The 19,804-nt window shown below is 47.2% G+C and carries 31 protein-coding genes; 29 read left to right on the top strand and 2 right to left on the bottom strand.

Annotation, left to right across the window (positions count from 1 at the left end; translation table 11 throughout):
* Positions 1-7: 7 nt before the first annotated feature.
* The 26 genes from rplX to AC0YOA_RS36105 all read left to right on the top strand — a co-directional run bounded on the left by rplX (position 8) and on the right by AC0YOA_RS36105 (position 16,134).
* On the top strand, positions 8-361 hold the full coding sequence (gene rplX, locus AC0YOA_RS36230; RefSeq protein ID WP_210046664.1) for a 50S ribosomal protein L24: 354 nt from the start codon (positions 8-10) through the stop codon (positions 359-361).
* Positions 362-393: 32 nt separating this feature from the next.
* Complete coding sequence (gene rplE, locus AC0YOA_RS36225; protein ID WP_210046663.1) at positions 394-939, top strand: 50S ribosomal protein L5; 546 nt, start codon at positions 394-396, stop codon at positions 937-939.
* Positions 940-959: 20 nt separating this feature from the next.
* Complete coding sequence (locus tag AC0YOA_RS36220; RefSeq protein WP_169281342.1) at positions 960-1,145, top strand: type Z 30S ribosomal protein S14; 186 nt, start codon at positions 960-962, stop codon at positions 1,143-1,145.
* Positions 1,146-1,177: 32 nt separating this feature from the next.
* Complete coding sequence (gene rpsH, locus AC0YOA_RS36215; RefSeq protein ID WP_189000457.1) at positions 1,178-1,576, top strand: 30S ribosomal protein S8; 399 nt, start codon at positions 1,178-1,180, stop codon at positions 1,574-1,576.
* A 30-nt stretch (positions 1,577-1,606) separates the two neighbouring features.
* Positions 1,607-2,149 carry a 50S ribosomal protein L6 gene (gene rplF, locus AC0YOA_RS36210; protein WP_210046662.1) on the top strand — a complete coding sequence of 181 codons (543 nt, stop codon included), beginning with the start codon at positions 1,607-1,609 and terminating at the stop codon, positions 2,147-2,149.
* Between the two features lie 65 nt (positions 2,150-2,214).
* On the top strand, positions 2,215-2,580 hold the full coding sequence (gene rplR, locus AC0YOA_RS36205) for a 50S ribosomal protein L18 (RefSeq protein WP_475790664.1): 366 nt from the start codon (positions 2,215-2,217) through the stop codon (positions 2,578-2,580).
* Positions 2,581-2,611: 31 nt separating this feature from the next.
* Entirely contained in the window at positions 2,612-3,109 is a 498-nt protein-coding gene (gene rpsE / locus AC0YOA_RS36200) for a 30S ribosomal protein S5 (protein ID WP_210046660.1), read from the top strand.
* Between the two features lie 13 nt (positions 3,110-3,122).
* Positions 3,123-3,302, top strand: a complete 180-nt coding sequence (gene rpmD / locus AC0YOA_RS36195; protein WP_189000446.1) for a 50S ribosomal protein L30 — start codon at positions 3,123-3,125, stop codon at positions 3,300-3,302.
* Positions 3,303-3,352: 50 nt separating this feature from the next.
* Entirely contained in the window at positions 3,353-3,793 is a 441-nt protein-coding gene (gene rplO, locus AC0YOA_RS36190; RefSeq protein WP_210046659.1) for a 50S ribosomal protein L15, read from the top strand.
* A complete protein-coding gene (gene secY / locus AC0YOA_RS36185; protein ID WP_210046658.1) occupies positions 3,794-5,095 on the top strand; it encodes a preprotein translocase subunit SecY in 1,302 nt (433 codons plus the stop codon). It begins immediately after the preceding gene.
* A gap of 88 nt (positions 5,096-5,183) precedes the next feature.
* Positions 5,184-5,837: an adenylate kinase gene (locus AC0YOA_RS36180; protein WP_210046657.1), complete on the top strand. Its 654-nt coding sequence runs from the start codon at positions 5,184-5,186 to the stop codon at positions 5,835-5,837.
* On the top strand, positions 5,834-6,595 hold the full coding sequence (map, locus tag AC0YOA_RS36175) for a type I methionyl aminopeptidase (RefSeq protein WP_210046656.1): 762 nt from the start codon (positions 5,834-5,836) through the stop codon (positions 6,593-6,595). The genes AC0YOA_RS36180 and map overlap by 4 nt, the downstream gene beginning before the upstream one ends.
* Positions 6,596-6,609: 14 nt before the next feature.
* Positions 6,610-6,882, top strand: coding sequence for a KOW domain-containing RNA-binding protein (locus AC0YOA_RS36170; RefSeq protein ID WP_210046703.1), 273 nt, complete (start codon positions 6,610-6,612; stop codon positions 6,880-6,882).
* Between the two features lie 2 nt (positions 6,883-6,884).
* A complete protein-coding gene (infA, locus tag AC0YOA_RS36165; RefSeq protein WP_015847200.1) occupies positions 6,885-7,100 on the top strand; it encodes a translation initiation factor IF-1 in 216 nt (71 codons plus the stop codon).
* Between the two features lie 46 nt (positions 7,101-7,146).
* On the top strand, positions 7,147-7,260 hold the full coding sequence (rpmJ, locus tag AC0YOA_RS36160; protein ID WP_003333770.1) for a 50S ribosomal protein L36: 114 nt from the start codon (positions 7,147-7,149) through the stop codon (positions 7,258-7,260).
* Between the two features lie 17 nt (positions 7,261-7,277).
* Positions 7,278-7,646, top strand: a complete 369-nt coding sequence (gene rpsM, locus AC0YOA_RS36155) for a 30S ribosomal protein S13 (protein WP_210046655.1) — start codon at positions 7,278-7,280, stop codon at positions 7,644-7,646.
* An 18-nt stretch (positions 7,647-7,664) separates the two neighbouring features.
* Positions 7,665-8,060, top strand: coding sequence for a 30S ribosomal protein S11 (gene rpsK, locus AC0YOA_RS36150; RefSeq protein WP_125663943.1), 396 nt, complete (start codon positions 7,665-7,667; stop codon positions 8,058-8,060).
* A gap of 128 nt (positions 8,061-8,188) precedes the next feature.
* Entirely contained in the window at positions 8,189-9,133 is a 945-nt protein-coding gene (locus AC0YOA_RS36145; protein WP_210046654.1) for a DNA-directed RNA polymerase subunit alpha, read from the top strand.
* 14 nt (positions 9,134-9,147) lie between these two features.
* Positions 9,148-9,513, top strand: coding sequence for a 50S ribosomal protein L17 (gene rplQ, locus AC0YOA_RS36140; protein WP_189000425.1), 366 nt, complete (start codon positions 9,148-9,150; stop codon positions 9,511-9,513).
* A gap of 580 nt (positions 9,514-10,093) precedes the next feature.
* Entirely contained in the window at positions 10,094-10,834 is a 741-nt protein-coding gene (gene truA / locus AC0YOA_RS36135; RefSeq protein ID WP_475790663.1) for a tRNA pseudouridine(38-40) synthase TruA, read from the top strand.
* 212 nt (positions 10,835-11,046) lie between these two features.
* Positions 11,047-11,484 carry a 50S ribosomal protein L13 gene (gene rplM, locus AC0YOA_RS36130; protein WP_475772683.1) on the top strand — a complete coding sequence of 146 codons (438 nt, stop codon included), beginning with the start codon at positions 11,047-11,049 and terminating at the stop codon, positions 11,482-11,484.
* A 19-nt stretch (positions 11,485-11,503) separates the two neighbouring features.
* On the top strand, positions 11,504-11,896 hold the full coding sequence (rpsI, locus tag AC0YOA_RS36125; RefSeq protein ID WP_210046651.1) for a 30S ribosomal protein S9: 393 nt from the start codon (positions 11,504-11,506) through the stop codon (positions 11,894-11,896).
* Positions 11,897-12,044: 148 nt separating this feature from the next.
* Positions 12,045-12,737: a phosphoadenylyl-sulfate reductase gene (locus AC0YOA_RS36120; protein ID WP_475790662.1), complete on the top strand. Its 693-nt coding sequence runs from the start codon at positions 12,045-12,047 to the stop codon at positions 12,735-12,737.
* A 17-nt stretch (positions 12,738-12,754) separates the two neighbouring features.
* Entirely contained in the window at positions 12,755-13,921 is a 1,167-nt protein-coding gene (gene sat / locus AC0YOA_RS36115; protein WP_475790661.1) for a sulfate adenylyltransferase, read from the top strand.
* Positions 13,922-14,048: 127 nt separating this feature from the next.
* Positions 14,049-14,822, top strand: coding sequence for an N-acetylmuramoyl-L-alanine amidase CwlD (gene cwlD / locus AC0YOA_RS36110; protein ID WP_475790660.1), 774 nt, complete (start codon positions 14,049-14,051; stop codon positions 14,820-14,822).
* A gap of 211 nt (positions 14,823-15,033) precedes the next feature.
* Positions 15,034-16,134: an Mrp/NBP35 family ATP-binding protein gene (locus AC0YOA_RS36105; RefSeq protein ID WP_475790659.1), complete on the top strand. Its 1,101-nt coding sequence runs from the start codon at positions 15,034-15,036 to the stop codon at positions 16,132-16,134.
* Between the two features lie 100 nt (positions 16,135-16,234).
* Here AC0YOA_RS36105 and gerD read toward each other — a convergent pair whose 3' ends face one another.
* A complete protein-coding gene (gene gerD / locus AC0YOA_RS36100; RefSeq protein ID WP_475790658.1) occupies positions 16,235-16,915 on the bottom strand; it encodes a spore germination lipoprotein GerD in 681 nt (226 codons plus the stop codon).
* Between the two features lie 199 nt (positions 16,916-17,114).
* On the opposite strand from gerD, the gene AC0YOA_RS36095 reads away from it, so the two are divergent.
* Positions 17,115-17,744: a KinB-signaling pathway activation protein gene (locus AC0YOA_RS36095; protein ID WP_475790657.1), complete on the top strand. Its 630-nt coding sequence runs from the start codon at positions 17,115-17,117 to the stop codon at positions 17,742-17,744.
* 18 nt (positions 17,745-17,762) lie between these two features.
* Here AC0YOA_RS36095 and pdaB read toward each other — a convergent pair whose 3' ends face one another.
* On the bottom strand, positions 17,763-18,566 hold the full coding sequence (pdaB, locus tag AC0YOA_RS36090; protein ID WP_210046644.1) for a polysaccharide deacetylase family sporulation protein PdaB: 804 nt from the start codon (positions 18,564-18,566) through the stop codon (positions 17,763-17,765).
* 111 nt (positions 18,567-18,677) lie between these two features.
* Between pdaB and AC0YOA_RS36085 the strand changes: the two genes are divergently transcribed.
* Both AC0YOA_RS36085 and AC0YOA_RS36080 read left to right on the top strand, forming a co-directional pair.
* A complete protein-coding gene (locus tag AC0YOA_RS36085; RefSeq protein WP_475790656.1) occupies positions 18,678-19,289 on the top strand; it encodes a stage II sporulation protein M in 612 nt (203 codons plus the stop codon).
* Between the two features lie 103 nt (positions 19,290-19,392).
* Complete coding sequence (locus AC0YOA_RS36080) at positions 19,393-19,614, top strand: hypothetical protein (RefSeq protein WP_475790655.1); 222 nt, start codon at positions 19,393-19,395, stop codon at positions 19,612-19,614.
* Positions 19,615-19,804 lie beyond the last annotated feature (190 nt).

Here is a 19,804-nt window from a genome sequence, read left to right as displayed (position 1 = left end):
GTAACTCATGCCACGCTTGAAAAAAGTGTTAGAGTCCCATAACAATAAATTGCACGTCAAAAAAGATGACACGATCATGGTCATTACCGGTAAAGACAAAGGCAAGAAAGGCCGCGTCATTGCTGCGTATCCACGAGAAAATCGTGTTCTCATCGAAGGCGTAAACATGGTGAAGAAGCATACTCGTCCTTCCCAGCTTAACCCGCAGGGTGGAATTATCGAGCAGGAAGCGCCAATTCACGTTTCAAATGTTATGCACATTGATCCGAAGAGCGGTAAAGTAACCCGTATCGGATACAAAACGCTCAACAACGGTAAAAAAGTCCGGGTCGCTAAAAAATCCGGTGAGGTAATCGATTAATTGACCGATAGCGGAAAGGAGGTCCACGTTACATGGCTACAACAAGATTGAAAGATCGTTTCCTGAATGACATTACACCTGCTTTGATGCAGAAATTTGATTACACCACCGTCATGCAAGTGCCGAAAATCGAGAAAATTGTTATCAACATGGGTGTTGGTGAGGCTGTTTCCAACTCCAAAGTGCTTGACACTGCTGTTGAAGACCTTCGCTTGATTTCCGGACAGAAGCCGGTAGTCACACGCGCGAAGAAATCCATCGCTGGTTTTAAACTTCGCGAAAATATGCCAATCGGGGTTAAAGTTACATTGCGCGGCGAGCGCATGTACTATTTCCTTGATAAACTGTTTAACGTAACGCTCCCACGCGTTCGCGACTTCCGCGGCGTATCGAACAAAGCGTTTGATGGTCGTGGTAACTATACACTCGGCTTGAAAGAACAACTTATCTTCCCGGAGATCGAGTATGATAAAGTTGATAAAGTGCGTGGTATGGACGTCGTCATCGTCACGACGGCAAAAACGGACGAAGAGGCTCGTGAACTGCTGACCCAAATGGGCATGCCGTTTGCGAAGTAATCCACAGGAGGTACTACCAAGTGGCAAAAACTTCGATGAAGATCAAGCAACAGCGCACACCGAAATTCAAAGTGCAAGCTTATACACGCTGTGAGCGTTGCGGCCGTCCGCATTCCGTTTTGCAAAAGTTTAAAATTTGTCGGATTTGTTTCCGTGAATTAGCATACAAAGGCCAGATTCCTGGCGTTAAAAAAGCAAGCTGGTAATCAGCTTAAGTATCGGGAAGGAGGTTCTCACAATGGTTATGTCTGATCCGATTGCAGATATGCTCACGCGTATCCGAAACGCAAACGTTGTGCGTCATGAGACGGTTGAAATGCCTGCTTCGAAGGTGAAGAAGCAAATCGCAGAAATTTTGAAACGCGAGGGCTTTATCCGCGACGCTGAGTATATCGAAGATAGCAAACAAGGGATTATCCGTATCTTTTTGAAATACGGTCCCAATCAAGAACGTGTCATTACCGGGCTGAAACGTATCAGCAAACCGGGACTGCGCGTTTACACGAAAAGCACTGAAGTCCCTCGTGTTCTAGGCGGTCTTGGAATGGCAATCATTTCAACGTCTAAAGGGGTTATGACCGATAAAGAAGCACGCCAAGTGAAATCGGGCGGCGAAGTCGTCTGCTACGTTTGGTAAGAAACTGTCACAACGATTGGAGGTGTAACAATGTCTCGTATTGGCCGTAAACCGATCCAAGTACCAGGTGGCGTAAACATCGACTTGGACAACAGCTTTATTACAATAAAAGGACCGAAAGGTTCGCTGAGCCGCACGATTCACAAGGACATGAAAGTGGTTGTGGAGGACAGCGTAATCACAATCGAACGTCCGACTGACAATAAATTGCACCGCTCCCTGCATGGCACAACGCGCAGCGTTATCGCTAATATGGTGAGTGGCGTAACTGAAGGTTTCACGAAATCACTGGAGCTCGTGGGCGTTGGTTACCGTGCAAGCAAGGCCGGTGACAAAGTTGTCCTTAACGTTGGATACTCCCATCCGGTTGAAATCACGCCTGAAGGCGGCATCGAGTTTGACGTTCCTTCGAACACCAAGATCATCGTTCGTGGTATCGACAAAGAACTCGTTGGCGCAACTGCTGCAAAAATCCGTTCTGTACGTGAACCAGAGCCGTATAAAGGCAAAGGGATCAAGTACGAAGGTGAGCGCATTATTCGTAAAGAAGGTAAAGCCGGTAAGAAAAAATAAACAGCTCTTGCAGCTGTTTAATCGGATAGCATCATAAAGGACAGTAAGAAAGGAGTGTACAACGAATGATTACAAAAGGCGATAAAAACAAAGCGCGTTTGAAACGTCACCTGCGTGTTCGTAAGAAAATCAATGGAACCGTGCAGCGTCCGCGTCTTGCTGTATTCCGTTCCTCCAAACACATCTATGCACAACTGATTGATGATGTTCAAGGTGTAACGATTGCATCGGCTTCTACGCTGGATAAAGAAGTTACTGACGTAGGCAACGGCGGCAACGTTGAATCGGCTCGCAAAATCGGTGAGCTCATCGCTGAACGCGCGAAAGCGATAGGCGTTGAGAAAGTCGTTTTCGATCGCGGTGGATACTTGTACCATGGTAGAATACAGGCTCTGGCTGATGCGGCTCGCGAAGCTGGACTTCAATTCTAATTGAGAAACCTTAATAAGGAGGTAAAACGACTTGCGTATAGATCCGAATACTTTAGAACTGACTGAGAAAGTAGTTCAAATCAACCGCGTATCCAAAGTTGTAAAAGGCGGACGCCGTTTCAGCTTTAGCGCGCTTGTAGTTGTCGGAGACGGCAAAGGATATGTGGGCGCAGGAATCGGCAAAGCGGGCGAAGTTCCGGATGCCATCCGCAAAGGCATCGACGATGCCAAGAAAAACCTGATCCATGTACCACTTGTTAAGACAACGATCCCGCATCTGGTTCTTGGACATTTTGGCGCAGGACGCGTATTGCTCAAACCGGCATCGGAAGGTACCGGAGTGATTGCAGGCGGTCCTGTTCGTGCCGTTCTTGAGCTTGCAGGAGTAGGCGACATTCTTACAAAATCACTGGGTTCTTCGAACTCCATGAATATGGTTAACGCAACGCTTGAAGGGCTTTCCCGCCTGAAACGCGCTGAAGATGTTGCCAAACTGCGTGGAAAAACCGTACAAGAGCTTTTAGGTTAAGGAGGGGAACACGATGGCAAAATTGCAGATCACCCTCGTTCGCAGCCTGATTGGTCGTAACGAGAAGCAACGTGCAACGATTCAATCGCTCGGACTGCGTAAAATTCGTCAATCGGTTGTCCATAATGATAACCCGGCAGTCCGTGGTATGGTGAACACTGTCAGCCATATGGTCAAAGTTGAGGAAGTATAAGATATAGTGCCGCTTGCGGCACAAGAAATTATAAGGAGGTGCAACCTACGATGAAATTGCATGAGCTCACACCAGCACCAGGATCCCGCAAAGAAGCATTCCGTAAAGGTCGGGGTATCGGTAGCGGTAACGGCAAAACAGCTGGTCGTGGTCACAAAGGTCAGAACGCCCGTTCCGGCGGTGGTGTTCGTCCAGGTTTCGAAGGCGGACAAAACCCGTTGTATCGTCGTGTTCCTAAACGCGGCTTTAACAACCCATTCCGTAAAGAGTATGCGATTGTGAACATCGATGAGTTGAACAATTTTGCAGCCGGCACTGAAATCACGCCAGAGTTGCTTATCGAGCAAGGAATTGTCAAAAACCCGCAGAGTGGTATTAAAGTTCTCGGCAATGGCGATATCACTGTTCAGCTTACGGTAAAAGCAAACAAATTCTCTCAATCTGCGGTAGAGAAAATCCAGGCTGCCGGCGGTAAAACCGAGGTGATCTAATTGTTCAAGACCGTGTCCAACATTTGGAAAGTGGAAGACCTTCGCAAGCGGATTTTGTTCACATTGTTCATCTTGCTCGTTTACCGGATTGGTTCCTTTATTCCGGTGCCAGGCGTCAATAAAGATGTATTTAAGAGTGTTGACCAGTCCGGAGCTGATTTGTTTGGTTTGCTGAATACATTCTCAGGTGGAGCATTGTTCCAGTTCTCGATTTTCGCGATTGGAATTATGCCTTACATTACGGCTTCCATCATCGTGCAATTATTGTCGATGGATGTCATTCCTAAATTTGCCGAGTGGGCAAAAGAAGGAGAAAATGGAAAACGCAAGCTTGCACAAATTACACGTTATGGTACGATCGTACTAGGGTTAATTCAAGGTTTCGGTACGGCGATTGGATTTAACCGTCAATACCAGTACGAAATGATTCCAGGTGCAGCGTTTGGTGACTATCTGATGATAGCCATCGTCCTGACAGCAGGTACAGCCTTCCTTATGTGGCTCGGTGAGCAGATAACGGAGAAAGGTATCGGTAACGGGATCTCGGTCCTGATCTTTGCCGGTATCGTTGCTTCCATTCCGCGGCACATTCGATCTATCTATACACAAGAGTTTGTTGATGCTGGAGACACCCTTTTTCTTAACATCATAAAAGTGGTTGTTCTTCTCATCGTTATAGTCGCGATCGTAGTTGGGGTTATCTTTGTCCAACAGGGAATTAGAAAAATACCGGTTCAGTATGCTAAACGCGTAGTTGGACGTAAAATGTACGGTGGTCAATCTACACACATTCCGCTGAAAGTGAACGGAGCAGGCGTAATTCCGGTCATCTTCGCGTCATCGCTTTTGTTATTTCCCGTTACCATCTCACAGTTCTGGTCAACACATGGCTGGGCGGTATGGGTGAAGGATAATTTGACATATGACGCGCCTCTGGGTATGGTACTGTATGTAATATTGATTCTGGCATTCACGTTCTTCTATACCTTTGTACAGATTAATCCGGTACAAATGGCTGACCAGATGAAGAAAAATGGAGGCTACATTCCAGGCATACGCCCTGGTAAGCCAACCTCTTCTTATATCACACGAGTCATGTCCAGAATCACACTGAGTGGTGCGATATTCTTGGCACTCATCTCAATTTTGCCGGTTATATTCGGTAAAATGGCTGGCTTGCCGGCAGATGTCAGACTCGGCGGAACCTCGCTGCTTATCGTTATCGGCGTTGCGCTTGATACGATGAAACAAATCGAGACCCAATTGATCAAGCGCCACTATAAAGGGTTTATCAATAAATAACGATAGGTTCAAAATCGGGCTTCCGTTCAAGTTATAGCGTAACGGAACCCGCTTAGAGCCTATTGTGCTTAAAGCGAGGAACACGCTAATGAACATTTTATTCATGGGCCCTCCAGGCGCCGGTAAAGGTACGCAGGCCGAGAGAATAGTGGATACCTTCGGAATTCCACATATCTCTACGGGTGACGCGTTCCGACTGGCCATGAAACAAGGCACGCCTCTGGGACAGAAGGCTAAAGAATACGTCGATCAAGGTCTTCTCGTACCGGACGAAATTACGAACGGAATCGTTCGTGAACGTCTGCAGCTTGAAGATTGCCAAAAAGGATTCCTGCTAGACGGCTTTCCACGGACACTACAGCAAGCCGAGGCTTTGGATGGTATGCTTGCTGAAATGGGTCGAAGCATTGACCATGTTGTTAACTTAAAAGTTGACCGCGGTCTGCTGCTTGCGCGTCTGACCGGTCGCCGCATTTGTAAATCTTGTGGTGCGACCTACCACATTATGTTCAATCCGCCAAAGCAAGAAGGCATTTGCGATAAATGCGGCGGCGAGCTGTATCAGAGGTCAGACGATACGGAAGCGAAAGTCGGTACTCGTCTTGACGAGTACATTTCAAAAACAGCTCCTCTTCTGGATTATTACTCGGGCAAAGGGATCCTGCGCGAGGTGGACGGAGAGAGAGAGATTGATGAAGTAACGACGGAGATTGTTTCTGCTCTACGGGGAACAGCCGAATGATTATATGCAAATCCGAGTCGGAATTGCAATATATGAGAGAAGCTGGCCGAATCGTTGCCGAAACGCACCGGTTGTTGAAACAATCCATTCGTCCTGGTATTACGACCAAGGAATTGGACGGGATCGCGGAAACTTACATCCGCAGTCAAAATGCCATTCCATCTTTTAAAGGATACAATCAATTTCCTGCCAGCATTTGCGCTTCTGTCAATGAAGAGCTGGTACATGGAATTCCGGGCTCACGTAAACTGAATGATGGCGACATTATCAGCATCGATATTGGTGCGCAGTACAAAGGTTACCATGGTGATTCCGCCTGGACCTACGGCGTAGGCAGTATCAGTGAGCAGACGAACAGGCTGTTGGAAGTGACGGAAGAGTCACTTTATGCTGGTCTGGCGCTCGTTAAACCGGATGTTCGGTTGTTTACGATCTCGCATGCGATTCAACAAGTGATCGAAGCTGCTGGCTTCTCCGTTGTTCGTGAATATGTTGGTCACGGCATTGGAGCCAGCCTCCATGAAGAGCCACAGATTCCGAATTACGGCATGCCCAATCATGGGCCCAGGCTCAAACCGGGCATGGTGCTCGCGATTGAACCGATGGTCAACATCGGGGAGCGTTACGTACGTACGCTGGAGGATAATTGGACGGTCGTTACCGAAGACGGTTCATGGTGCGCACATTTTGAGCATACTGTGGCCGTGACGGCAGATGGCTGTGAAATATTAACCCTACCAAGGGAGCAGGCAGGTTGAACGCATTGGAACATATGCCGGAAATCGGCCGCATAGTCCAGATACTGCGTGGTAAGGAAGAAGGCGGCTATGCTGTTATTATCGGCATCGTCGATGAGAAATTCGTCCTTATCGCAGACGGTGACAAGCGGCGCTTCGATCAACCGAAGAAGAAGAACGTACTGCATCTAAGGATGCAGCCGGTCGTCAGTCATGAAGTGACGGACAGCATGCGGGAAACCGGCCGTGTTACGAATGCTAAGCTGCGTTTTGCGATTCAGAAAGCAGCGCAAGGGAAAGGAGATTGACTGTGGCTAAAGAAGATGTCATTGAAGTTGAAGGTACGGTAATTGAACCGCTGCCTAACGCCATGTTCAAGGTTGAACTGGAAAATGGACACCAAATTCTGGCTCATGTATCGGGTAAACTAAGAATGCATTTTATCCGTATCCTGACAGGAGATAAAGTGGTCATCCAGTTGTCGCCTTATGATCTATCTAGAGGACGCATTACCTATCGGAAGTAAGCCGGTATACGGTTTTGCTAACGAAAGAATTCGGGAGGTAATCACAATGAAGGTCAGACCTTCGGTCAAGCCGATCTGCGAAAAATGCAAAGTCATTCGCCGCAAAGGCAATGTAATGGTGATTTGTGAAAATCCGAAACACAAACAAAAACAAGGATAAAGGAGGGATAACGGTACATGGCACGTATTGCTGGTGTAGACTTACCGCGTGATAAACGCGTCGTCATTGCTCTGACCTACATTTTTGGTATCGGCACAACAACTGCCCACAAGATTCTGAGTACTACAGGGATCAGTGAACAGACACGCGTTCGCGACCTGACTGAAGATGAAGTCAGCAAACTCCGCGAAACGATTGATAAATCCGTTAAGGTGGAAGGCGACCTTCGTCGTGAAATTTCTCTTAACATCAAACGTCTGATCGAAATTGGCTGCTACCGCGGTGTTCGTCACCGTCGTGGTCTTCCGGTTCGTGGTCAACGGACGAAAACCAATGCTCGTACGCGTAAAGGTCCTCGTCGGACTGTAGCGAACAAGAAGAAATAACAAGGGGGGATAACTCAAATGGCAAAACCGAAAAAAGCGGTTCGTACAAAACGTCGTGACCGTAAAAATATTGAATCGGGCGTGGCACACATCCGTTCAACGTTCAATAACACGATTGTTACTATCACTGATCCGCACGGCAACGCGATCTCTTGGGCAAGCTCAGGCAACCTTGGTTTCAAAGGTTCCCGTAAAAGTACGCCTTTCGCAGCTCAAATGGCTGCCGAATCCGCTGCCAAAGCTGCAATGGAGCATGGTATGAAAGCAGTTGAAGTCATGGTTAAAGGTCCAGGTGCAGGTCGTGAAGCGGCAATCCGCTCCCTGCAGGCAGCTGGTCTTGAAGTTAACCTCATTAAGGACGTAACGCCTGTTCCGCATAACGGATGCCGTCCGCCGAAACGTCGTCGCGTATAGTCTAGTCGGGTGTGGTATCAAATATCGACAACTTGTGAATAATGGTTGTGAAGGTTTGGCATACTACATGATTAGACTTCAATTGCGATCATGGTAACGGAGCGACGTTTTGAAGGAGGGGACTATTAGTGATTGAGATCGAAAAGCCGAAAATCGAAACCGTAGAGCTGAACGAGGAAGGCACTTACGGACGTTTCGTAGTTGAACCGTTGGAACGCGGATACGGGACGACGCTCGGGAACTCGCTACGCAGAATCCTGTTGTCGTCATTGCCGGGTGCTGCTGTAACATCAGTTCAGATCGACGGCGTGCTTCATGAATTCTCGACGGTTCCAGGTGTGATGGAGGACGTAACCGAGATCATTCTGAACCTCAAAGGGCTTTCACTCAAAATCCATTCCGACGAAGAGAAGGTATTGGAGATTGACGCTGAAGGCGATGGCAACGTTACGGCGGGCGATATTCGCGCTGATAGCGATGTCGAAATTTTAAACCCTGATCTTCATGTCGCTACTCTGGCTTCCGGTGCACGGCTTCATATGCGTGTATTCGCCAATCGCGGACGCGGTTACGTTCAAGCGGATCGTAACAAACGGGAAGATCAGCCGATTGGTGTAATCCCGGTCGATTCGATCTACACGCCAATTACGCGCGTCAACTATACGGTTGAGAACACCCGCGTTGGCCAAGTAACGAACTATGATAAGCTGACATTGGAAGTTTGGACCGATGGCAGCATCAGGCCGGAAGAGGCTGTTAGCCTCGGCGCCAAAATTTTGACCGAGCATCTTGATTTGTTCGTGGGACTTACGGATGAAGCCAAGGATGCCGAAATCATGGTGGAAAAAGAAGAAGACAAAAAAGAAAAAGTACTAGAGATGACGATTGAAGAACTCGATCTCTCCGTACGTTCTTACAATTGTCTCAAGCGTGCAGGCATCAACACCGTTCAAGAGCTGATAACGAAAACCGAAGAAGACATGATGAAAGTCCGCAACCTTGGACGCAAGTCTTTAGAGGAAGTTCAAGAGAAGCTCGAAGAACTCGGTCTTGGCCTCCGTATGGAAGAATAAAGGAGGGAAAATCGATGGCATATTCAAAATTGAGCCGTGACGCTAGTTCGCGTAAAGCATTATTCCGCGATCTTTGCACTGACTTGTTCCTGTATGAGCGGATTCAAACGACTGAAGCGAAAGCGAAAGAGCTTCGCCCGATCGCAGAGAAGCTGATCACGCTTGCTAAACGCGGTGATCTTCACGCTCGTCGTCAAGTAGCTGCTTTTGTACGTCGCGAATCAATCGATGGCGAGCAAGATGCAATACAAAAACTGTTTTCCGAGCTGGCTACCCGTTACTCGGAACGTCCGGGCGGATACACACGTATTTTGAAATTGGGACCTCGTCGCGGAGACGCGGCACCAATGGTTTATTTGGAACTCGTGGACCGCGCGTAAACAAACGAAAGGGTGGACCTTGCGGCCACCTTTTTTTTGTGCCATTAAATGCGACTCGGCTCGGACGAGCCTTCGGTACGAGCTAAAGAAGGGGCGGCTGATACTGTTGTCCACGTATGATATTGAATTGAATGATAAGGTAATCACATGTGGACAAAGGCAGGAAGGCAGGAAGTAAGCTCTTCGGCCCTTCTGTGCCCTACGATTCTTCTCGCTGCACCAGTATGTCTGGAAATTATACTGACTATCGGTGGTATGGTTGGAGAAGCCTCTACCTCTATATAGCTGTTGAACTCGCTGCCGTGTCTTTAAAGGCTTGCAGCCTTTATGGCAAAGATACAGAGCAGTTTGTTTGTTGCAGACCGACAAGCAATAGAGCAGACAAACAATAGAGTAACAAGACAAACATAAGCAACAGCTGATCAACAAAAGCCAACACATCTAGTAACAACGACTGACCTGCCAGCAGTTCAAGCTGGAGCAAGAACAGATTTAGAAACTAACAGAGAACTGAACAATCGCCATACGCGCGCTATACGCGCAATATCAGCTGAGCAACTTGTCGGAGAGGAGGTGTGGGATGCGGAATCTGAGGGTGGTCGTCAGCTATGACGGTACCCGCTATTATGGCTTTCAAACGCAGCCTGGCGGAAATACGATCCAGGATGTGATTCAGGATACCATCAAGAAGCTAAGCGGCGAAGAGGTTCATATCATCGGTTCCGGAAGAACGGATGCCGGCGTTCACGCGCGCGGGCAAGTATTTAATTTTCACACAGCAGCGGCAATTCCGGTTGAGCGTTGGGCGATTGCTCTTAATACGAGACTGCCGACAGACATCGTTATCCGCAGCGTGGATGAAGTGGAGCCGGGGTTTCATTCCAGCTATTCCGCCAAGCGCAAGACGTATCGTTATTCAATTGATATGAATAAGTTCCCGGACGTGTTCGAACGACGTTACCGATTTCATCATCCTACACCTCTACGTGTTGACGAGATGCGTAAAGGCTTGGCTGCCCTTGTAGGCACACATGACTTCAGTTCCTTTACATCCAGACGTTCAACCAAGACAACGCATATACGTACCGTATATGAAGCGCGTATTGACGAGGAAGACGGCAAGCTGGATCTTTTTATCTCAGGCGGCGGGTTTTTATACAACATGGTACGGGTCATTACAGGGACGCTGCTGCTTGTAGGAGAAGGCAAACTCACTGCGGATGATGTCTCTGTTATTCTTGAAGCCCGGGACCGTTCTGCTGCCGGACCGACCGCCATGGCACATGGTCTGAATTTGTGGGAAGTGGAGTACTTGGAATAGCTGCAATCATACCGAAAAATAGCCCAAACATTATGCTTGCGCTTATGTTCTGTATATAGTAAAATATAACTTGTGCTTTCTTAGTGGCTCTCCCACAGCCCCGACTAAGTTGGCCATCCAAATTGTATATCAAACAAGTTAATGAATCGATGAAACGACATCGTTTCTTCATACATGAGAACGGTTGTTTTAATGAAGAAGGAGGATCATCCATGCGCACCACCTATATGGCTAAGCCAAATGAAGTTGAACGCAAATGGTACGTCATTGATGCGGAAGGTAAAACACTGGGTCGTCTTGCAAGCGAAGCAGCTGCATTAATCCGCGGCAAGCACAAACCAGAATTCACACCGCACGTTGACACAGGCGACTTCGTTGTAGTAATCAACGCAGAGAAAATTCATCTGACAGGTAAGAAGCTTCAAAACAAGCTGTACTACCGTCACTCCATGTATCCGGGCGGATTGAGAGTAACTAGTGCTCAGGATATGATCAACAAAACTCCAGAACGTGTACTGGAATTTGCCATTCACGGCATGCTTCCGAAGAACCGTCTGGGTGACAAAATGAAGCTTAAACTTAAAGTTTATGCCGGATCGGAACACCCACATCAAGCACAAAACCCGGAAGTCTATGAACTTCGCGGATAATTAGAGGGAGGACAGTTTCATGGCTCAAGTTCAATACTATGGAACCGGTCGTCGCAAACACTCTGTTGCACGTGTACGCCTTGTGCCGGGTGAAGGACGAATCATTATCAATAAACGTGACCTCAATGAGTATTTTGGTCTCGAAACACTTAAACTGATCGTGAAACAACCGCTTAATCTTACAGATACAACGGACAAGTACGATGTACTGGTACTTGCTCATGGCGGCGGTATTTCCGGTCAAGCCGGAGCCATCCGTCATGGTATTTCACGCGCTCTGCTCAAAGCAGACCCTGAATTCCGTCCAGCTCTGAAGCGTGCAGGCTTCCTGACACGTGACCCACGTATGAAAGAACGTAAGAAATACGGACTTAAAGCGGCTCGTCGCGCGCCTCAGTTCTCGAAACGTTAAACGAATCAACGAAAAATGCCCCTTCTGCTGGCCAGAGGGGGTATTTTTCTTCATATTGGCTCATTTAAGTCATTGAACAATACCATCATTAGACGTATAATTTAAAGTAGATCACTTTACTAGGAATTCGTTAATGGAGGCATTAGATATGAACCTTTTTGAGAAAGAAGCACTTATAACGCAAAAAGCAGTGGAATTGGAAAACGCATCACCGCAGGAAATTATTAAATTTGCCATCGAAACCTTTCCGAACATTACGTTTGCCTGCAGTTTTGGTGCGGAGGATGTAGTTATCGTTGATATGCTGCAAAAAATCAGCGCAAGTACAGACGTGTTTTACTTGGATACCGATTTTCACTTCAAAGAAACCTATGAAACAAGAGATAAGATGAAAGAAATTTACGGCATGAACTTTGTTGAAGTTAAACCGGAGATTACACCAGAGCAGCAGGCTAAACAATTCGGGGATGAGCTTTGGAAAAGTGATGCCAATCAATGCTGCAATATTCGAAAAGTGCAGCCTTTGACCAAAATTTTGTCCAAATACGAAGCTTGGATCACCGGTATTCGCCGCGATCAGGCGCCGACGCGTGCCAATTCCAAAAAAGTGGAGTATGACACCAAGTTTGGTCTGGTGAAATTCAACCCAATCGCAAGCTGGACTTCCGAAGACGTTTGGGAGTATATCCGGACGAATAATATTTATTACAACCCGCTGCATGATAATAACTATCCAAGCATTGGCTGCGAGCATTGCACGCGTCAGGTCATGCCGGGTGAGGACCCGCGTGCCGGTCGTTGGGCGGGACAAGAAAAAACAGAATGCGGATTGCATAAATAAGGGAGGCACTTGTATAAATGAGCAGCATAAAGCCGCATGGCGGCGAACTCATCAATCGAATCGCCACTGGAGCACAGCGTGATGCGTTAGTTGCGGAAGCGGCAACCTTGTCATCCATTGTTATTAATACCTGGGCTGTATCTGATCTTGATTTAATTGGTGTTGGAGCTTTTTCGCCGCTCACGGGTTTCCTGAACGAAGCCGATTATCACTCTGTTGTAGAGAAAATGCGTCTTGCTAACGGCATTGTGTGGAGTATTCCGATCACTTTATCTGTTGAGGATGAGAAGGCGGCAGAGCTCTCTGTAGGGACTCGTGCGGCACTGAAAGGTGAAGATGGCGTGCTTTACGGTGTAATCGATATCGAGAGCATCTACAAAGTGGATCAGAACCTTGAGGCCATTAATGTTTTCAAAACCGATGATCAAGAACATCCCGGAGTAGCCAAATTGTTTGGTCGTCCTTCCACTTATGTTGGTGGACCCATAACCGTTATCAACCGCCCTCAGCCGGAAAAGTTTAATGAGTTTTATTTCGATCCTGCCGAGACCCGTAAGATCTTCGCGGATAACGGGTGGAAAACCATCGTGGGATTCCAGACTCGCAATCCCGTTCACCGGGCTCATGAATATATCCAAAAATGTGCAATGGAAATTGTCGATGCACTTTTTCTGAATCCGTTGGTAGGCGAAACCAAATCGGATGACGTGCCAGCTAATGTGCGGATGAAGAGCTACGTTGCCTTGCTTGAGAATTATTATCCGAAGGATCGAGTGTTTCTTGGTGTTTTTCCAGCGGCGATGCGTTATGCGGGACCAAGGGAAGCTATCTTTCATGCAATGGTTCGTAAAAACTATGGCTGCACGCATTTCATTGTGGGCCGTGATCATGCGGGTGTTGGTGATTACTACGGGACTTACGAGGCTCAGGAGTTGCTTCGCACCTTCTCTGCGGAGGAGCTCGGCATAACGCCGCTTTATTTTGAGCACAGCTTCTTCTGTAAGAAATGCGGCAACATGGCATCCAGCAAAACATGTCCGCATGATAAAGAGCATCACCTGACGCTGTCAGGCACCAAGGTTCGCGCTCTGCTTCGTGACGGGATATGTCCGCCTCCAGAGTTCTCTCGTCCGGAAGTTGCTCAAATTCTGATCGAAGGCATGTCAGAGCAGCCTGTGAATTAGTTAGTAACAATTTGTATTGGACAACTGATATTCGCATAACCGACCACCTCGTCCCATAAGATGATAAGAGAGCAGGCAAGACATGCCTCTTGCGTTATCATTGTTGGGGATTGGGGTGGTTTTTTGTATGCGCGGTTTTCGTAACCGATTCGTTGTCTGGATTACATATCGTGGAGCCTTACGCATCGTGGCTGGCATGTCGGTTGTATTGTTGACGGTTCTTTTGCTGACGCAGGAAGTGCCTGCGACCCGTACATGGACGTACTGGACCATGCCGCTTTCCGGGAAAATTATTGCCATTGATGCAGGGCACGGCGGTGTTGACGGAGGAGCGGTCAGTAAACAGGGAGCGGTTGAGAAGGATCTCAATCTTGCGATTGCGCTGCAGCTTCGCGACTACTTGCAGCAATCCGGTGCGGTTGTCGTCATGACGCGTGAAGGTGATTATGATCTGGCTAATGAAGGAACCCAGAAAATCAGCAAAAGAAAAACAGAGGATCTCCTGAGGCGCGCTCAATTCGTGAAGGAACAGAACGCCTCAATGCTCATCAGTATCCATATGAACAGCATACCTTCACCAAAATGGTCTGGCGCTCAAACCTTCTTTTATCCCAATCATCCTGATAATGCGGTTTTGGCTTCTTTCATCCAGGAGGAGATTAAACGCAATCTGGACAATACCCAACGGGTGGCCGCCAAGGTCAATACGGTTTACCTGTTGAAGGCTACCGAAGAGATTCCCAGTGCTCTGGTCGAGGTTGGATTTCTTTCAAATCCGGGCGAAGCAAGTCGTCTTGCGGATTCCAATTATCAAAAGATGGTTGCGGCCTCCGTGTATCAAGGCATACTTCGCTATTCCTCAGGAGAAAAATGGGGGAAGGGAACTCCTAATGGCTCGTAACGAGATGGCCAGCTTCTCCGCAAGGAGGAGTTGGTTTTTTGAATATAAGTATATGCGTCCACCATACTTAGCTTATAATATTTCACCGCAAAAAACGGTACCGGACATCTCCTCTGGCGATAGCTGGTTCTTCTTGTGATATAATCAATAATGTACATATCGTTATGATCGGTATTGCGTATATATTTGAATATGAGGTGACGATGAACTTATGTTGACTCGTGAGGAAGCCATTTCAGCTGCTGAAGCTGTAGCGGTGCGATATAGCAAGGATGGCAAAGTGAACATCCGTGATGTAATGGTGAAGGAGGGTCAGGTTTCTTTGACCGTTCAGGGCGTCGAGTCTGCGGCTCAGCCGGCGTTTGAGGCGGCTCTGCGCGAGGCTATGGCACGTTTGGGAGTAGAAACGGTTCACAGCCGCTTCCGCACGGCCGCAGCATCGGAGGAGGGCGCTGCAGGCGTGGATGGATCGAAGAATGCATCAGCCGGCGGCTCGGAAGGGAACCGTGCACCCTTACGCGGCCATTCGGCTGGTCTTGAAGCCCACCCACTGCTGCATGCGGGCAGCGGAGTGCAATTTATCGCGGTTGCCAGCGGCAAGGGCGGTGTAGGCAAGTCTACGGTCACCGTTAATTTAGCCGTTGCGCTTGCTCGCCAAGGGAAGAGAGTCGGAATCGTCGATGCCGATATTTACGGGTTTAGCGTTCCGGATATGATGGGAATTGAGGAGAGACCTGAAGTGATAAACGAAAGGGTCATTCCCATTGAAAAATTCGGTGTTCGTGTCATGTCGATGGGATTTTTTGTTGAGGACAATGCACCGATCGTTTGGCGCGGGCCCATGCTCGGCAAAATGCTGCGCAATTTTTTTGCAGAGATCGAGTGGGGCGAGCTGGACTATCTGCTGCTCGATTTGCCTCCGGGTACCGGTGATGTCGCGCTTGATGTTCATCAAATGATCCCGCAAAGCAAAGAAATCATTGTTACTACCCCTCATGCAACAGCCGCCTTTGTAGCTGCTCGGGCTGGTGCCATGGCGATTAAAACAGAGCATGAAATTCTTGGCATTGTGGAGAACATGTCTTATTTTGAAAGTAAAAGCGGCGAGAAGGAGTATGTGTTCGGGCGCGGCGGAGGAGCACGTTTGGCGGAATCGCTGAATGCGGAGTTAATGGCTCAAATCCCGTTGGGTGCGCCGGATAATCATCCTTCCGAGAAAGACTTCTCTCCATCTGTCTATAAAGCGGATACGGAGATTGGCCGTTTATATTCGGATATAGCCCAGAAAGTTATTGCCAAATGTGAAGCATAAGAAACAGAAGCCATACCTGGATTGTAAATATAAAACCCGCTTATATGGGAACCGGTGGAACCGGATCCCGTACGAGCGGGTTTTTATTTTTCACTAAAAGTTAGCCCCCGCCTTGATCGGACATATCGCCGCCGCCAGAGTCCTCTTCGCTTTGGCCTTCCTTCTCGGAAGGTTTCTGCACCTTCTCGTCCGGTTTAGGTTTAAGTTCTTCCTTAACCGCCTTCTTCAGCAGATCCAGAATCTCCAATCGGAAAATTGGACTGGACATCGATTCCTGCATAATCGTCATCACCTGAGAACGATATTGAGTGCTCTGCAGTACTTCGAGAATCATTTTATCCATTTCCGGATTTTTTAGAACTTGAATGAGATCTTTCTGATAGGATGGATCCTTCAGCAGATCCTTATGGATTTGTTTGTTTTGCTTGTTTACAGCATTGGCAAATTCTCCTGCAAACCGGGTATCAAGCATCAACCGCTCAATGACTTTATTATAATCAGGAGAGACTAATGTTTCCTTCACTGCCAATCTGACCTGCTCCTGATCCTGAACAGACAACAATTTTGACGTAAAGCCCGAGCTTCCGGATCCTGTGGCGATTGCGGATTCCTGAAGTGCTTTTTGGGCATCTTCGGTCTTCAGTATGTCAATAACCATTGATTTCATATCTTTATAACTGACCGCCTCGCTTGATCCGCCACCTGAAGGCTCGGATCCGCAGCTCGTTATAATGAGTGTCAATGCAATCATGTAACCAATCAACGCGAAGCGTTTGAGCATGCTAACCCCATCTCCTTTCTGACTAAGAATTCATTGGCTTTTGAAGACTTCATTGCTGAATTGTCATGTGGTAGTTCATGAATAGTATGCGACAATGTTCAAGGTATTATCATGGACACGACATAGCTTTTTGTTGTGAACGTGGTAAAATAAAGGTTGACATGGTTTTGCATGAACCTTCCGAGGAGTGAACGAAAGAGTGAATTTACGCAAATGGTTTTTCCTGTTCTGGAGCACGATGGCGGTTGGCGGTGTCGTGACCATGATAGTTGGAAGTATTATGCAATGGACGGACCAATCCTTTGGTTTTTTGGGACTTCAGGCAGCAGGATTTAATGCGCTTATGATGCTTCTGGTAGGATTATTATTTGGCGCATTTAGTCAAATGGGCTTTTTTGCTTATTTGACGCTTAATTACATCGCACTAAGCGTTCTTCGCAAAAGTTACTTATGGAATGCACTGCAGGCCTACACAACATTGTTTGCGCTGGGCGGACTTGGATACATTTTGTATGGAAATCGCGAGCTTTTAAATAATTGGATATTCTGGTCGTTGCCGGTAGCTCTTGGTTTAGCCGCGTGGCTTGTGGCCTATTTTAAAGTGAAACAAACCAATAATCATGCATTTATTCCAACAGTTTTTTTATTGGTCGTGGTAACCATATTAGAATCTTGGCCGACCCTGACAGGGGAAGAAAGCAATCCGAGCGCTATCGTATTTATGGTGATTCCGATGTTTGTTTGCAATGCATACCAAATTATGTGGCTTCACCGACTTGTGGGCAAACGAACAGCCGACCCCGCAATAAATGCGAAATCGGCTGTATAATTCTTCAAAATTTGTTCTTTAAAAACCTGTAGAAGCAGCCATTTGCTGCAGCATGGTCGGTTTATCCTGAACTGTTTTGCCCTGCACTTCGGTTTGAGCGATCAGTTCGGAGACAGTTACGAATTCATACCCCTTTTCACGAAGCTGATCGATAATTGCAGGGAGCGCTTCATGGGTTTGTTTGACAGAATCGCTGGCATGCATCAGAACGATATCTCCCGGATGAGCTTTGCTTACGACGCGGTTTACAATTTTGTCTGTACCGATGTTCATCCAATCCAGTGAATCGGTGTCCCATTGGATGACTTTATAATTCATTTGTTCGGCAATGGACAGCACCCTTTTGTCAAAATCTCCGTTAGGTAAACGAATCAAGGTTGGTGTTTTGCCGGTTACTTGGGTGAGAACCGAATGAGCGGTTTCGATTTGCTTTCGGATTTCATCATCATTAAGTGTACTGTAGTTCTCATGCTTGTTTCCATGACTGCCAATTTCGTATCCCGCGTCAACGATTTTCTTCACGATTTCCGGATGTGATTGACTCCAGGGAGCAGACAGGAAAAACGTAGCATCCGTTACATTTTTCTGTTTCAATATTTCGAGAATAGGCTCGGTCCGCTTCTCCCCCCAACTGATGTCAAAAGTAAGTGCAATTACTTTCTTATCTGTTGGTACGCTGTAGATAGCGGCTGGCTGCTGTGGAGAAAATACCGTGATGTTGTCCTTTTCCGCATAAATGACGCCGACTGCAAATATGATGCCGATCGCGATGAAAAAATAACGTTTCAACCTTTGGCCGTTTATTACATAAAACATGTTCATTGGATTGGGCGCTCCTTTCTGGATTGAGGCTTGTTCTAGTACAATCTATGCTCGTACCACCAACTTATTCGTCACAGATGCGAAAATAGATGCAAAAAAGGAGTGAGCACTATGTATGGCTTGCGCGAAATTTTTCGTCATTTGGGTACGATGCGCCATTATTTGATTTTCAGCTGTGTCATCATGTTGGCCGGTATTGTCGTAGGAGCTACCAATCCCGGTTTTGATTCCTTTATCCAGGGACAAATGGCGGGTCTCCAGCAGATGGCGGATACCATTGATAACAGCAGCAACCCCACTCTATGGTTTATGGTGTTTATTTTCTTCAATAATGCCATCAAGTCCATTATTGTGATGTATCTGGGAGCGATTCTGGGTATCGTTCCTTTCATATTCTTGGCCATCAACGGCATGATGATTGGATATATTGCAAGCATTACGGCTTCTCAGGGCGGAGATGCCATGATCATGTTAATGAAAGGCCTTCTCCCACATGGGATTATAGAAATTCCCGCCATCATTATCGCTTGCGCTTATGGCTTCCGATTTGGTGCAATGATGTTCAAAGGGATAGGATCATTGGTTGTCAAACGCCCTGGCTGGGGCAAAGATTTGGAGCAGTTCGTCATGCGGACGCTGCCTGCCATGGTTTTCATTGTAGGTCTGCTGCTTATTGCGGCGGTTATCGAGAGCACCTTTACACTTTGGCTGCTCGGAAAGTAATAAAATTCCCAAAATCTGAGCATAACAATAAAGCGGCGTCTTTCGCGACATGCGTAAGGCGCCGTTTTAAGTAACACCGATATAAGGGGGCTGCTTACCGGTTATGCTCGGAATATTGTTCAACGACAAAGAATGCAAAGAATATGACTATGTCCTGCGCAAAGAACTTGATGAAATGCTGCTCGATTTGAACGATTCCCGGCTGGATGGCGATATTAAGGCAGCGATTGCCAAGCGGTACAAAGTTGTTTTCCGCATGTATGCCCGTATTGCCTCTTCAAAAGAACTGTCCCGTTACGCTCTAAATATGCGAACATACCGCTAAAAACGGGCCATTATCCACATGTGCATAATATTTCAAAAAAAATGCTTGCATTGTGGATAGTGCCTATGGTATCTTATAAAAGTCGCCGCTGAGGCAGCCGACATAAGCTTACTAAAGAGGGCCAAGTTACATAGTGCCTAACTGAAGAAGCATTTGTTCTTTGAAAACTGAACAATGAGCGACCTGTCAA

Source organism: Paenibacillus sp. JT22N12 (genome assembly GCF_056269365.1).
Note: the sequence above shows the minus strand (reverse complement) of the source record. Positions and strands in the feature narration are given on the sequence as shown.